The sequence below is a fragment of the Clostridium sp. DFI.1.208 genome (assembly GCF_024463855.1).
Lineage (GTDB): Bacteria > Bacillota_I > Bacilli_A > Erysipelotrichales > Erysipelotrichaceae > Clostridium_AQ.
In genome coordinates, this window is the sequence record NZ_JANGCA010000040.1 from 1 (window position 1) to 14,525 (window position 14,525).

13 protein-coding genes are annotated in these 14,525 nt (G+C 45.5%); 9 read left to right on the top strand and 4 right to left on the bottom strand.

Going from position 1 to position 14,525, the window contains the following annotated elements; translation table 11 throughout:
• Positions 1–131: 131 nt before the first annotated feature.
• Entirely contained in the window at positions 132–752 is a 621-nt protein-coding gene (locus tag NE665_RS17330; RefSeq protein ID WP_117442624.1) for a TetR/AcrR family transcriptional regulator, read from the bottom strand.
• A gap of 442 nt (positions 753–1,194) precedes the next feature.
• On the opposite strand from NE665_RS17330, the gene NE665_RS17335 reads away from it, so the two are divergent.
• From NE665_RS17335 to NE665_RS17350, 4 genes are all read left to right on the top strand, one after another.
• Positions 1,195–2,715, top strand: a complete 1,521-nt coding sequence (locus NE665_RS17335; RefSeq protein WP_117442625.1) for a DNA methylase — start codon at positions 1,195–1,197, stop codon at positions 2,713–2,715.
• Between the two features lie 12 nt (positions 2,716–2,727).
• Positions 2,728–3,150: a YolD-like family protein gene (locus NE665_RS17340; protein WP_117442626.1), complete on the top strand. Its 423-nt coding sequence runs from the start codon at positions 2,728–2,730 to the stop codon at positions 3,148–3,150.
• Positions 3,151–3,544: 394 nt separating this feature from the next.
• Positions 3,545–5,809 (top strand): diguanylate cyclase, encoded by a 2,265-nt coding sequence (locus tag NE665_RS17345; protein ID WP_117442627.1) that lies wholly within the window; start codon positions 3,545–3,547, stop codon positions 5,807–5,809.
• A gap of 45 nt (positions 5,810–5,854) precedes the next feature.
• Entirely contained in the window at positions 5,855–7,792 is a 1,938-nt protein-coding gene (locus NE665_RS17350) for an HD domain-containing protein (RefSeq protein ID WP_117442628.1), read from the top strand.
• Positions 7,793–8,427: 635 nt separating this feature from the next.
• On the opposite strand, the gene NE665_RS17355 is transcribed toward NE665_RS17350, so the two are convergent.
• From NE665_RS17355 to NE665_RS17365, 3 genes are read right to left on the bottom strand one after another with little or no spacing between them, the layout of a single operon-like run.
• Complete coding sequence (locus NE665_RS17355) at positions 8,428–9,543, bottom strand: DUF4097 family beta strand repeat-containing protein (protein ID WP_117442629.1); 1,116 nt, start codon at positions 9,541–9,543, stop codon at positions 8,428–8,430.
• The gene (locus NE665_RS17360) at positions 9,544–10,128 is read right to left on the bottom strand and encodes a DUF1700 domain-containing protein (protein WP_117442693.1); all 585 of its coding nucleotides are present in this window, start codon (positions 10,126–10,128) and stop codon (positions 9,544–9,546) included.
• Complete coding sequence (locus NE665_RS17365) at positions 10,121–10,438, bottom strand: PadR family transcriptional regulator (RefSeq protein ID WP_117442630.1); 318 nt, start codon at positions 10,436–10,438, stop codon at positions 10,121–10,123. Before NE665_RS17365 ends, NE665_RS17360 begins: the two co-directional genes overlap by 8 nt.
• A gap of 161 nt (positions 10,439–10,599) precedes the next feature.
• Here NE665_RS17365 and NE665_RS17370 point away from each other — a divergent pair, with 161 nt between their 5' ends.
• The 5 genes from NE665_RS17370 to NE665_RS17390 all read left to right on the top strand — a co-directional run bounded on the left by NE665_RS17370 (position 10,600) and on the right by NE665_RS17390 (position 14,518).
• Positions 10,600–11,028 carry a MarR family transcriptional regulator gene (locus tag NE665_RS17370; RefSeq protein WP_117442631.1) on the top strand — a complete coding sequence of 143 codons (429 nt, stop codon included), beginning with the start codon at positions 10,600–10,602 and terminating at the stop codon, positions 11,026–11,028.
• A complete protein-coding gene (locus NE665_RS17375; RefSeq protein ID WP_117442632.1) occupies positions 11,021–11,878 on the top strand; it encodes an NmrA family NAD(P)-binding protein in 858 nt (285 codons plus the stop codon). The genes NE665_RS17370 and NE665_RS17375 overlap by 8 nt, the downstream gene beginning before the upstream one ends.
• A 213-nt stretch (positions 11,879–12,091) precedes the next feature.
• A complete protein-coding gene (locus tag NE665_RS17380; protein ID WP_117442633.1) occupies positions 12,092–13,237 on the top strand; it encodes an aldo/keto reductase in 1,146 nt (381 codons plus the stop codon).
• 122 nt (positions 13,238–13,359) lie between these two features.
• Positions 13,360–14,088 carry a carboxymuconolactone decarboxylase family protein gene (locus tag NE665_RS17385; protein WP_117442634.1) on the top strand — a complete coding sequence of 243 codons (729 nt, stop codon included), beginning with the start codon at positions 13,360–13,362 and terminating at the stop codon, positions 14,086–14,088.
• Positions 14,089–14,101: 13 nt separating this feature from the next.
• Positions 14,102–14,518, top strand: a complete 417-nt coding sequence (locus NE665_RS17390; RefSeq protein WP_117442635.1) for a cupin domain-containing protein — start codon at positions 14,102–14,104, stop codon at positions 14,516–14,518.
• The last annotated feature ends 7 nt before the right edge of the window (positions 14,519–14,525 follow it).

Consider the following 14,525-nt stretch of genomic DNA (forward strand, 5'->3'; position numbering starts at 1 on the left):
TCAAAAAATTCAATATATCCTTCAAAATATACAAAAAAAGACAATTTCATTTCGAAAATTGCCTATATACAATAAAAAGCCTATGTCCTTACGAAAAGGTATAGGCTTTTGTCAACAATCTGACATACGGTTTACCGTATGCTTTGTGGGCGCAGGGTCTCCAGATGATCGATAAACAGCTGAATCTGCAGAGCTGCTGTTTCATCCAGATATTCATGAAACAGAAAGGGGAGAGAGACGGGGGCATTGTTTCGCACGATGATCAGTGATAACAGATAATTACCGACGACCTGCGGGGAGATTGTTGACAGGGGAATGTCCCATGCGGTCAACAGGTCTTCATAAAACTGTATTTGTGATTTCTGAAAAGAATCGAAGCACTGCTTTGTCAGGCGCTGATACAGCCATACCTCTTCCTCCGGAGAAAGAATGAACAACCGATGCTCTTTGTGATGCAGCAGCGGATGCAAAAAGGCTTCGATTTTCCCTCTCCAATCCAGTGTGTCATCTGCCTGTGTCTGTTGCAGAAGCTGTAAAATCGACATTCGCTGTTCATCGATGATATCGATAATCAAATCGCCCAGCGTTGGATAAAAGGTATAGAAAAATGGCTTTGAAATTCCTGCCAGCTGTAAAATCTCCGGTAGCTTGACATTCTGAATGCCCTGCTTCAAATAAATTTCCAGACCAATGTTGTGCAGCTTCATTTTCAGGGCGGATCGCTCCTGCGAACTGTATGCCTTTCTGGACATATGCTTCCTCCTTTCCGTATCCCATTTGTTTGCTTTTGATTCATTCACGGGTGCTTTTATTATAGCATATTTGTCAGCATATGCCGGGCCTGCTGCCTGTTTTTTGAAATATACAGCCGTAATTTCTTCCTTCAGGACAGAGGAAACTGCGCATTCCCAGCAAGCAAATGCAGGGCAGAGACTTAATATGGGCACTGTGAATATTGGCAGCTGTGCAAAGACGTGATTGCAAAATTGTGATAAAATAAAGAGACTTCGATTCATGACACTGCGAGTTACGATATGCTGCTAGCTTGTGCTAGGCACCTGTGAGAGAAGCAGCCACTGTGTTTCCCTTGACTAGAGGAAATAGGCAGCACAATGCAAATGAAAGCTGCAGGGAATCGGTATGAAAAATGAAGGACGTACAGATACTGTCTGTATACCAGAAGGAGGCAATGACATGGAACAGAAAAAACATGTGTATATGGCGATTGATTTGAAATCCTTTTATGCTTCCGTGGAATGCATCAGCAGGCAGCTGGATCCGTTGACTACCAATCTGGTTGTTGCGGATGCGGGGAAAACAGAGAAAACGATATGTCTGGCGGTGACACCCTCTCTGAAAAAATACGGTATATCCGGTAGGGCAAGGCTGTTTGAGGTTGTTCAAAAAGTAAAGGAAATCAATGCAGCGCGCAGACTGGCGGCACCGGGACATACGTTTTGCGCAGAGTCCTACGACGAGCATGCGCTGGAAACCGATCCAAAGCTTGCAATGACCTATATCGCAGCTCCTCCGCGCATGGCCTATTATCTAAAGCAGAGTACGAAAATCTATGAAATTTATCTGAACTACATTTCTGCGGATGATATCCATGTGTATTCGATCGATGAGGTTTTTCTGGATGTGACGAGCTATCTGAAAGCTTATCAGACAACCCCGCGACAGCTGGCGAAGCGCATCATTTCCGATATTCTGAAGGCTACCGGTATCACTGCGACTGCGGGTATCGGTACCAATCTGTATCTGTGCAAAATTGCGATGGACATTGTCGCAAAGCATATACAGGCGGATCAGGATGGTGTGCGGATTGCGCAGCTGGATGAAATGCGGTATCGCAGGCTGTTGTGGAATCACAGACCGCTGACAGATTTCTGGCGCATTGGCAAGGGCTATGCGAAAAAGCTGGAACAAATCGGTCTGTATACGATGGGAGACATTGCCAGATGCTCCCTTGGTACAGCACAGGATACGTACAACGAGGAACGCCTGTATCAGCTGTTCGGTGTGAATGCAGAGCTGCTGATCGATCATGCATGGGGATATGAGCCATGTACGATGGCAGATATCAAGGCATATCAGCCGGAGAATACAAGCATCGGCACCGGACAGGTATTGAGCTGTCCCTATGATACGGAGAAAGCAAGACTGGTTGTTAAGGAAATGCTGGATTTGCTTGCTCTTTCTCTGGTTGATAAGGGACAGGTCTGTGATCAGATTGTGCTGACAATCGGCTATGATATCGAGAATTTGAAAACAGCTGCTCCCTATATAACGGAGGTCACAACTGATCGTTATGGAAGAAGGATACCAAAGCATGCCCATGGTACGGCGAATCTCAAACAGCATACGGGATCATCCAGATTGATGATCGATGAGGTGATGAAGCTCTTTGACAGAATTGTGAATCCGCATTTCACAGTGCGCAGAATCAATATTTCCGCAAATCATGTTGTGGATGAGACACAGGTACCGCGCAAGGCTGCGGTAGGTCAGCTGGATCTGTTTGTGGATTATGATGCATTGCACCAGCAGGAAGAAAAGGAGCGCGTGCTGCTGGAAAAGGAGAAGGCTCTGCAGCAGGCTACCCTGCAGATTAAGAAAAAGTATGGAAAGAATGCCGTTTTAAAGGGCATGAATCTGGAGGAAGGCGCCAATACCATCCGGCGAAACGATACCATCGGCGGTCACAAGGCATAAAAGGAGACAGGTATGAGAAAACAGCGTACAGACACATATGAGGATATGATTCATCTGCCACATCCGGTATCAAAAAAGCATTCACAGATGCCGATTCGAGACAGAGCAGCCCAGTTTGCGCCATTTGCCGCGCTGACAGGACACCGGGAGGCCATTCAGGAAGCACAGCGCCAGATAGAGCAGCGCAAAATTCTGGATGAAAACAGAAACATGCTGAACAATGAAAGACTGCAGGAGATTCTGCTGCATATCAGTGAGCAGCCGCGCATCCGGGTAACCTATTTTCAGCCGGATGAACGTAAGCACGGTGGAGCGTACCGTACACTTATCATGAATTTAAAGAAAATTGATGAGTATAACCGCAGACTCATCTGCAGTGATCATTCCTGGATACCGCTGGATGATATTTATGAAATAGAGCTGCTTGAGGAATAGCACCGGAAGCAGTGATGGGACGTCTTTATGCTCATTTCCCTATAAAAGAGTATGTGACTCCTGCGAAAGGAAAAGAGAGGGACTGTGCCTGCTTAACCACTGCTTTGCAGGTATCCTTGGTTTTCTGTCATATTGGATGTAATCTATAGTATGGATTCTATTGATAAATTATTTAAAATAATGTAAAAAATAAAATAAAGTTTCAGGTTGTGCTATAATGAAAGAAATGATATCTGCAGCGAAATGTAGAAAGGATTGCGTGCTTTTCTTTCCGAAGACAGCGCCTGAATGCATAGGTGAACGGGGGACGGATGTACATGGATGCTGTAAGATGCCTGTGGGTGAAATAGCTTCACTCACAGGATAAAGGGCAGATAAAGTGGAGGATTACGATATGGTACAGATGAAGCCATCAGCTGCAGGCAGCGCAGATATGGGAATGCTAGAGGATTTGCAAATGGCAGTCAGTCTCCATCAGCTGGATGATGCATTGACCGTGCTATGGGCAAACACGGCGTTTTATCAAATGTTGGGTAAAAAGCAGGAAGATTTCAAAGAATCCCTTGTATTTTCTTCCTGCTTTTCCGATGTTATTCAGGATTTTCAAAAACTGTATTCCTCACTTTGTGCGGCAGATGAGTGCGGGCAGCGCCAGGTGAAGCTGCGCAGCAGCATGAGAATTGCTGATGATGTGCGAATGGTTGAAATTGCCGGGACCATAGGGGATGCAAAGCAGGGAGGGCAAGAGGTGCTGCTGTGCTATACCCCATGCACAATGCTGGCGGATGAGCGCCGCCAGCTATTGACGGCAAATCGGGAAATGACGGATAATTTTAAATGGATGATGGCAGCCTATACGGGAAATGTGTATATCAGCGATATGGACACATACGAGCTTTTGTATGTGAACAAAAAATCCTGTGATACGCTGCAGGCGAGTGAAGCACAGCTGCTCGGCAGAAAATGCTATGAGGCTATTCAGGGGCTGGATGCACCATGTCCGTTTTGTACGAATGCGCATCTAAAGAAAAACGAAACCTATAGCTGGGAATTTTATAATTCAAAATTAAAACGAACCTTTATGATTAAGGATCGTAAGCTGGACTGGTTTGGACATGCCGCCAGAATTGAATTGTCCTATGATATGTATAGTGAGGAATACAAGCTTGCGAAAAAGGATCAGGAAAGAGAAGCAATTTTGAAAACGATTCCGGCCGGTATGGTGCGATTTGATGCAAGGGATTTCGATACGATTTTGTGGTATAACGGCATATTTCTGGATATGATCGGCTGTACAAAGGAGCAGCTGGAGGAAGAGCTGCATTCCCGCTGTTCAAAATATGTCCATCCGGATGATCTTCCCCGTATTTCACAGGTATGCGCAGGTCTGAAAAATACAGGGGACAATGCTGTCCTAGAGGCCCGGGCATTTACACGCAGCAAAGAGGAGCGCATATGGACGGTAACATTATGCTATATCAGCGGAGAAGACAGCTGGGATGGGATTCCATCCTTTTACAGTATCGGACTGGATATCACAGAGGAGCGTCAGCAGATGGAACGGCTGCGTCACAAAGCCGAAAAGGATGCATTGACCGGCATCTATAACAGGGAAACGATGAAGCAGCAGATTCAAAGCTATCTGATGGAAAATCCCAATACCATAAATGCGCTGCTGATGATTGATACGGATAATTTCAAGCAGATCAATGATACACACGGTCACATTACCGGGGATTTTGTGTTGAGCGAAATGGCTGCCGGGATGAAGCGGATGGTGAGAAAAACGGATATTGTCGGTCGCATCGGCGGGGATGAGTTTACTATTTTTATTAAGAATATTGTCTCGGCAGATGCCGCCAAGGAAAAGGCAGAAGCAATTTTAGACATGTTTCGCAGGCTGTTTTCCAAAGAGAAGAAGCCGATCCGGGTTACCTGCAGTATGGGAATCGCCCTGTATCCAAGAGATGGCGAGAATTTTCAGAAGCTGTATGAATGTGCAGACAAAGCCCTATATCAGGCGAAGCAGCTTGGAAAGAACAGCTGCTGCATGTACGATGCAAAACTGTTGAGCAATCTTACGGCTTTACAGAATTCCTCCATTGGAGCGGCCATCGATTCGGAACAGAAGTATGCGGAGAGTGCGGATAATCTGGCCCGTTATGTATTCCGTATATTGTATCATTATGAAAATCTGGATGATGCAGTCAATCTCATTCTGGAAATCGTAGGGAAGCAGTTTGATGTCAGCCGTTCCTATGTTTTTGAAAACAACAGAGATGGAAGCCGCGGCTTCAATACGTATGAGTGGTGCAATGAAGGGATATCCTCTGAAATGGCGCAGCTGCAGAATGTGAATTACAAGGAGCTGGGCGATTATGAAGCTCTGTTTCAGGAGGAGCATATCTTTTACTGTCGGGATATTCAAAGCCTTTCACCGACGCAGATTGCACTGTTTGCAAGTCAGGGAATCCATTCCACCCTGCAATGTGCATTTTATGACAATGGGATTTTCAGCGGCTTTATCGGCTTTGATGAATGCACGGGAACACGGTTCTGGACAAGAGAGGAGGTCAGCTCCCTCTCCCTGATTTCACAAATCCTGGCAACCTTCCTGAAGCTAAAGCGAATGGAAGCGGCAACCCATGTCGAAGAATGACAGCCGCAGCAAGGAACACGGGAAAGGAAAGAGAGGCTTTGCCTTATGAAACTGGAACACGGCTTCACAACGAGGGAAGAGTGGGCGGAATTTTTTAATCAGTATTATGCCTCTATTCGCCTCATTAACCAAAAGGCGAACGAGCTGCTGCATACGAAGGATGGTGTGGAGAGCTGGATAGAAAAATATAAGGAATGCTCTGCTCTTCAGCGCAGCATATATGTATCCGGGAATCAACAGATGCAGCGTCATATCGAATATTTCCTAGAGGATAATACGCGTCTGCAGGACGCAATCGCTGATTCGCTGCTGTCCTATCAGTTTCGCTACTGTACAAGGATGGAGGATACCGATCTCACCTATCGCTCTGCCTGTATGCTTTCCACCTATTATACCGGCAGACATGATGAGATTTCCCTGATGAAGTGTAGCTTTATCAAGCTTGTCTGCTTTGCTTATCTGGATACTGTGCATTTTCGGACACGCTCGCTGGAGCTGGTCACCCAGATGCAGGAATGCTATGAGAGATTATATGAGCAGCTTTCTCAGGAGGATCAAAGTCTAGGATTATCCATTTATGATTATATGTCCACCCTTTTATTTGAGCATAATGACAGCGTTGAAAATTATAATACATATTTCAATCAGACACTGCTGCCATCCTATCAAAAGGGACTGCATAGCTATGAACGCTTTATCGCCAAAGCTGATTGGACGCTGGAGGTCAATGAAATCGTTCCGTATCTAAAAATAAATTACATGAATTCCTTTACGATGAGCGTTTTGAATTTACAGAAGGGAATGCTGTCCGCATCCAATTTGAGCATTCTGCACGATATGTCCCATCAGGCTCTGCTGGCCGCGCAGCAGCAAAAGGACGGAAGTCCCTTTGACCTTATGAAGTGGCAGCTGACATGTGCGATGTGTGACTATCTGCGACAGGACAGGGATGCAGAAGCCATGGCTGCGCTTGTCGAGACGATCGACAGCCAAATTCCCTATCAGTGCAACCGCAGCCGCAAGGAGCTGGATGATTTACAATTCAATCTGTTATTATCCTTATGCAATGTGATTTATGCACTGTCAAGGGACGTTGATATGTCGATGCATGTTGAGCGGATTCTGGAGAAGGTGATTGGCTATATCGCATTTCTTCCATCGGATATCTTCACGGAATATCGTATTTCGCATGCCGTTTATTATGAAATTATTCCACTGCTCTCCTTGGTAAAGGAAGCGGAGGATGTCATTCGATATTTTATGGATTTGTTTATGCTGCGCCAGCCGCAGACACTGATTCATACCTATATGGTGGCGGCGTGCAGTGAGGCTATCCTGCAGCAGCTGCTGAAAGAAAAGCCGGAGCTGCTGATCGGTCTGCTGGGCTTAAACAGTGTGGAGGCAATCCAGCAGAATGGTGACAATCTGCTGGCATATATTCACAATGCCGCGCTGGTGCATGATGTAGGGAAGGTGCTTTGTACAAGTGTCATCAATACACAATACCGTAGCATAAGCGGACTTGAATTTGAAGCAATTCAATATCATCCTCTCACAGGCAGACACATTCTTTCCAGGATTGGGAAGCTTGCAGCCTATAGCGAGGTTGCCGCAAATCATCACAGAAGCGTAGACGGTGTATTTGGCTATCCGCAGGGTGTGGAACCACCATCAGAAGCCTATCATTTATTTACCTGTATTATTACCATTTCAGACAGTCTGGATGCCGCAACCGACAGCTATGGAAGAAATTACGCTTCCTCCAAAACATTTACCCGTGTACTTGAAGAAATGAAAAACGATGAGAATCGCTATCATGCAGAGCTGGTGCGCTTCATTGAGGAATGTATACCGCTAAGAGAAGAGCTGTCCTATATCATCCGCTGTAAACGGGCAGAGGTATATGAACACGTCTATCATCTGTTGAAGGAAAAGCAGGACAAGAATGAGAGAATCTGGCAGCGGCAGAAGCAGCAGGCTTAACATGGGATGAAGAGATTTTCCTTAAAAGGCTGTTGTAGTGAGATAACCATACAAGGAGCCCGCAGCAGTTTTGCAAAAATTCAGAAATCGCTTTTAACAGCCTTCACAGGAAGCTTGCGAACATATGATTTCAAACGGACGATTACCCGTGTGACTTATCATCACCAGAGTGTCGTCTTTTTCCTTTCATAAGAAATAGAACCATGGCTGAGGGGGGACGAATGTTGAGATCATTTCAGCGATAAAGCTATGGGATTTAGTGATTGAATAAACAGAGCGGACAGTTTTTATACGCATAAGGTGAATAAAAACTAGGCGGCTGAAGTATAAGCATCTCTTTTCGCATTCGTAAACAAGACTATGCCTGTGCAAACCCAAGCTATTATGGAAACAGACAAAGCAGCCAATAAAAAGGATTCCCCATGACATATAGCGTGTTGCTTCCTCGCATTGGATATGTCAGAGAAATCCTGTCGATAAGTTGAAGAATATCGTCGTGATTTGTTTTATAATTTCAGCATTTGCGTGCGTTTGAGTGAAAGAAGCAGGAGATAAAACATGAGGAACTGCGCTTACCAAATCATAAAAGGCGTATTCCGGTTACACCCATGGTATCATCTCAGGGGTTCCTTTCCTTATTTTTGAAATTTTACATTGATATCGCCGTATTCTAAGCTGATTTGCAGCTTGCGGCGGGAGCTGTTTTCATATTTGGTCGGAAGCGTATTGTCCCCATGCTCTGCTTCGGAAAGAATGTTGAAATCATCAATACTTCCTTTTACAGCGGCGCTAAAGTTGCCACGCTCGCCTTCCATCAGAATATTATCGGCATCCAGCTCTGTGATCATCGTATCACCATACGCACTTTCCATGTTCATTTCCTTTGCGGAAAGCGTCTGCAGGGTGAGATCCGAGCGCTCCAGTGAGAAATCTGCGTTCTCTGTAATGGTAAGTCCTGTACTGCGGATATCGCCATAGGCGCTTTCTATCTGCAATGCCTGTGCCTTCAGCTTTCCAAGATTTACCGGAGCATGCTCATGATAAAGTGAAATATCCTTTGTGATTTCCGTTTCGTCCAACGTGATATCAGAATAGGCGGTCGTAAGCACAGCACTGTCTGCCTTCAGATTTTTGGAAATGATATCGCCATGCTCACTGTTCAGCTGCAATGCCTGCCTGCTGTTTACATCGTCCAGAACAACGCTGCCATAGGCTACATCGAGTGTTACTGCTTCCGCTTTCAGCTTGGAAAGGCTGACATTGCCATGATCATTGTTGATCGTGATATTCTGATATACCGTATCCTGTACAGTTACATTGCCATGCGAGGTGTCAATCTCCAGACTGCCATGAAAGGCTTTCGGCAGCTCGATTGTAATCGGAATACTGAGCTCACGGTCAAAATCAAACAAGTTGAATTGAAGGCTCTTTGTCGCACGTTTCAGCTGCAGGGAGGTAGAATCGTTTGTGACATTTATCGGATACTCATCATTTTCCTCATACTGGATATGAATGTTATCATCCTTTGCAGGAAGAATATTGATTTCACTGTGATAGCTGTCAATCCGAATCGAGGAGAGCTGCTTCACTGGAATTGTTTTTTCTCTTTTCATATATGGTTTATGCTTGACCGTCTGCAGATTCTCCACCTTGTAATCGGCCATCGCAAAGCCGCCGCCAATCATCAGAAGACCAAGCAGAATACAGATGATTGGAACGTATTTCAAGAGCTGTTCCTTTGTGATTTTCATTTAGTTCACCGCCTTTACAAATAGCTGCCGGATGGCTGCTGTCCAGATACCGGTCCGGCTTTTCAGCCACGCAATGGATATGCGCAAGAGCTTCCAGCACAAAGGAAGCAGTCCAAAGATGAAAAGAACAGAACCAAGCAATACAACGCCGGAAGCGGCATTCATCCTCCAAATCGGTATCAGATTCCATAATGCAGCGGTAAGGAAGCAGACAAATGCCAGTAGGATACAGAATAAAACGGCAATCAGTATCCACAGCATCAGATATACTACAAATGCCATGCAAAGGAGTGTCATCCAGAATGGAAAAAGCAATACCAGCGCTGTCATTTTCCAGCCACGTTTTCTATTTCCCGCGGCTGCCTGCACAGCCTCCTCTTCCATCTGCAGATCACGCTCCGCAAATACCTGCTTCACGATTGTTTCAATGGAATCCAGACTTGCTACAGCCTCTGCTTCACTCATGCCGTCCTCGATGCGATCCTCAATCGTCTCATTGTAATAATTTAATAAATGCTCCTTCTCTACCTGTGGAAGCTGAAATAAACGCTTTTCCAGCAGACTTATAAATTCCTGTTTATTCAAATTCATCCCCTCCTTTGATAAATTCATAAATATTCAGCATGGATTGCCATCCCGCCAGAAAATCCTGAATGCGGGCTATGCCGATATCCGTAATCCTGTAATATTTTCTCAGACGTCCGTGGTGTTCAACGGAATAAATACTGAGGCATTTGCTGTTTTCCAGCCGTCTGAGTATGGGATACAAGGTTGATTCTGAGATTTCTATATATGGGGAAATATCCTTTACGATCTTATAGCCATAGGAATCCTCTTTCTTCAATGCAGCAAGGACGCAGATTTCCAGCAGTCCTTTTTTCAGCTGTGTATCCATTGTAACACCTCCTTATGCATTATACTATACAATACATAGTATGATGTGTCAACAGGTATTCAGGAATATATAGAATCCAGATGCTCAAGGTGTTGACATAGTACACTAAGTGTACTATTATAATATAGTAAATAAGATGTACTAAATGAAGGGAGAAGTTTATGGATACGATGATGAACGCAATGGAGCAGGTATCGTTATTCTGCCGGCTGAATATGAATGCCAGACGAGCACTGCCCATTCGCTCCAGTGAAATGGGGATGCTGATTTATCTCGTGAAAACCGATGGGGAAAAAACAGCAAAGGGTATCGCTGATTTTTTCAAGGTGACAAAGGCGATGGCAACGAATATGAGCTCTGCACTGCTGAAAAACGGCTTTCTTGAAAAGCAGCAGCAGGAAAACGATAAGCGCAGCTTTCGCTTGCTGCCAACTGCGAAGGCAGTGCAGCTGGTAAATGAAACATATGAGGAATATATGAAGGAAATGCATACATTGAAAGATAATATGGGAATAGATGCATTCAACAGCTTGATCACCTTACTGGAAATGGCCAATGACATATTGCTGGAGGAAAAGAACAATGGGTAAAATACTGGTTAGTGGAGCATCTGGAAATGTTGGCAGATATGTGGTGAAATATGCCCTTGCGGCAGGACAAAAGGTCAAAGCAGCCGGTACGGATGATAAGCGTCTTGCACAGCTGTTTCCGGATGCGGAAGCGGTGCTGTTTGATTTTACGAAGCCCTCCACGTTTCCATCTGCACTGCAGGATGTGGACAGGGTGTTTATTATGCGTCCGCCGCATCTTGGCAATCCAGAGGATCTAAAGCCTTTTATTGATGCTTTGCAAAAGCAGAAATCTATCCGGCTTGTAAGCTTTCTTTCCCTTATGGGAGTAGAGAAAAATCCTGTGCCGCCGCATCATAAGATTGAGCGATATATCGAGCAGGCAGGACTGCCGTATTGTCATATACGCCCCAGTTTCTTTATGCAGAATATCAGTGGCGTTCATGCCTTTGAAATCAAGCAGTTCAACAGGATCATTGTTCCCGTAAAACATGCCGTTACAAGCTTTATTGATGCCGAGGATATCGGAGAGCTGACAGCAAGGGTCCTTTGTGATGCGCACAAGCATCAAAACACAAGCTATACCATAACAGGCGCTGCAGCGATTGATTATTGGGAGGTGGCCAGGATTTTATCGGAGGAGCTGGGAAGAGAAATCGTATATACGAATCCAAAGCCGTCATTTGCTAAAAAGTACTGGATCAGCGTGCGCGGTCTGGAGAAAAAGTACTGTACGGTGATGGGGATGCTCTATATGATGACACGGTGTAATGGCGCAAAAAGGGTCACTGCTGATTTTGAAGAGGTTATGCAGAAAAAGCCGAAAAGCTTTCGTCAGTTTGTCAGAGATAATGCAGCAGCGTGGAAGTAGAGATGAAGGACATATAGCAGCATCTTTGTTGTACTTTACAGTAAATAAAAGGATAGCGATAGCATGAAAAAGGGCGTAGATGAATTCTTCGCCCTTTTCAGTGTCTTGCCTGATGCAGCTTCGCTGTTTAAATACATATGGAAACGTACAGGAATTTCTCTTGACCTGGAGTACACTCCAGGTGCTATACTGAAATTATAAGGAGGGATGTATATGCATATGCGTGAAATAGAGCGCTGTGGCTTATCTGTCAGTGAAATCGCTCTGGGCTGTGAAGGCTTTCATGAAGAGCAGATGGAGCTTTCCCAGCTGTTGTCACTGGCTCAGAAGCACGGTGTAAATCTAATAGACCTGTACTCACCGAATCCTGATATGCAAAGACGATTAGGCGCAGCACTGAAGGAAAGACAGGGGCAGTTTATCATCCAGGGACATCTTTGTTCCGTATGGAAACAGGGGCAGTATCAGCGTACCAGAGATCTGGAAGAGGTAAAGGCCGGCTTTGCGACTATGTGTGAAAACCTGCGGACAGATCACATCGGTATCGGGATGATTCATTATGTGGATGCAATGGATGACTGGCAGACGGTCGTGAACAGTGGAATACTGGAATATGCATTGTCGTTGAAGGAACAGGGCGTCATTGATGCCGTTGGGCTCAGCTCGCATAATCCGTTGGTTGCCCTGCAGGCTGTAGAAACAGGAACTATTGATGTGCTGATGTTCAGTATCAACCCCTGCTATGATCTGATGAGTGCAAGTGAGGATGTGGAAGAGCTTTGGAATGAGGCCAATTATGAGAAGGATGTACTTTGCATGGATCGAGATCGTGAGCATCTTTATGAAGTATGTCAGAAGCTGGGGGTCGGCATCACGGTGATGAAGGCATTCGGCGGGGGTGATCTGCTGGATGCAAAGCTTTCGCCTGCCAAGCATGCATTGAGCGTTCATCAGTGTCTGCATTATGCCTTGACAAGACCCGGTGTGGTATCTGTGATGGCAGGTAGCCACAGTATTGCTGAGTTTAAGGATTGCCTTTCTTATGAGGATGCGGGGGATGAGGAGCGCGATTATGCGTCTGCGTTAGCGGCAATGCCGAAAATCAGCTGGGAGGGCCATTGTATGTATTGCGGACATTGTGCACCATGTCCAAAACAGATTGATATCGCTATGGTGACGAAGCTGTTAAATCTGGCAAAAGCACAGAACAGATTGCCGGAAACGGTGCGAGAGCATTATGCTGTTTTAAAGCATACGGCACAGGAATGCATCGCCTGCGGTGTTTGCGAAACGAGGTGTCCGTTTCATGTAGCGATACGGAGGAATATGCAGGATGCGGTGAGGATTTTCGGGAAATAAATTAGGGGTGTATTGCAGATTTCGTTATGGATTGTATCAGTACCACGTTCATCCAGTACAGCTGAAAATGGGAGGATACCCCTGTATGGAAGTAAAATAAAAACAGATAAGGAAGTGATTGTATGAAAAAAACAGAAGAGATGAAATGCTCGTATCTGCCGCAGGATGCTCAAATGCGCAGTATTATGCAGTACCATATCGAGCAGGAGGTATATGCGCATGGTACACTGGCATTTGAAATGCGGGAGTTCATCACCCTGGCAGTTCTGGCGGCAAATCATGGCGGCAGGTTGATACAGGAGCATGTGGCTGCGCTCCTGCGGCAAAATATCAAGCCATGTATCATAAAAGAAGTGGTCTATCAGGCGATTCCCTATGCAGGATTGTTAAGCGTCAATGATGCGCTACTGTATGTGAATGAAGTACTGCCAGAGGCAGATGGGAAGTCTGAGACGGAGATGCAGACGGTTGACGAGGAAACTCGATTTGACAGCGGTCTGAGGGCACAATGCTCTGTGTTCGCAAAAGAGGTCATATTGAATAATCACAAGCAGGCTCCAAAGGATTTGAAGCATATGCAGGATTTTCTGTCAGCGCACTGCTTTGGTGATTTCTATACACGTAAGGGGTTAGACATGAAGCAGCGGGAGCTGTTGACCTTCTGTGTAATCGCATCGCTTGGCGGATGTGAAAACCAGCTGCGGGCACATATACAGGCAAATCTGACAGCTGGAAATACACGCGATGATCTGCTGGAGGCAATCACCCAGATACAGCCGTATATTGGGTTTCCAAGAACTCTGAACGCTATCAGCATCGTGAATGAAGTCATACCGTATGAGGAATCTTAAAGGAGGTTATTAAATGAACAAGGAAGAAATGAACAAAGATATACAGGAGCTGTTTCCAACAGGAGAAGAAAATACAGCATATGCACAGTATTTCATCGGACAGAGCTATTTGAACATGCTGACCACAAAGCCGCTTGGAGTCGGTAATGTAACCTTTGAACCCGGCTGCCGTAACAACTGGCATATCCACCATAAGGGTGGCCAGATTTTATTGGTAACCGGCGGCAGGGGCTGGTATCAGGAGTGGGGGAATGAAGCACAACCGTTGAAAGCTGGGGATGTTGTCAATATCCCTCCTGAAGTAAAGCACTGGCACGGGGCCGCAAGGGACAGCTGGTTTTGCCATCTTGCAATCGAGGTGCCGGCACCTTCTGCAAGCAATGAATGGCTGGAGCCGGTGAGTGATGAGGTGTATGAAAAATTGAAATGAGCGGATG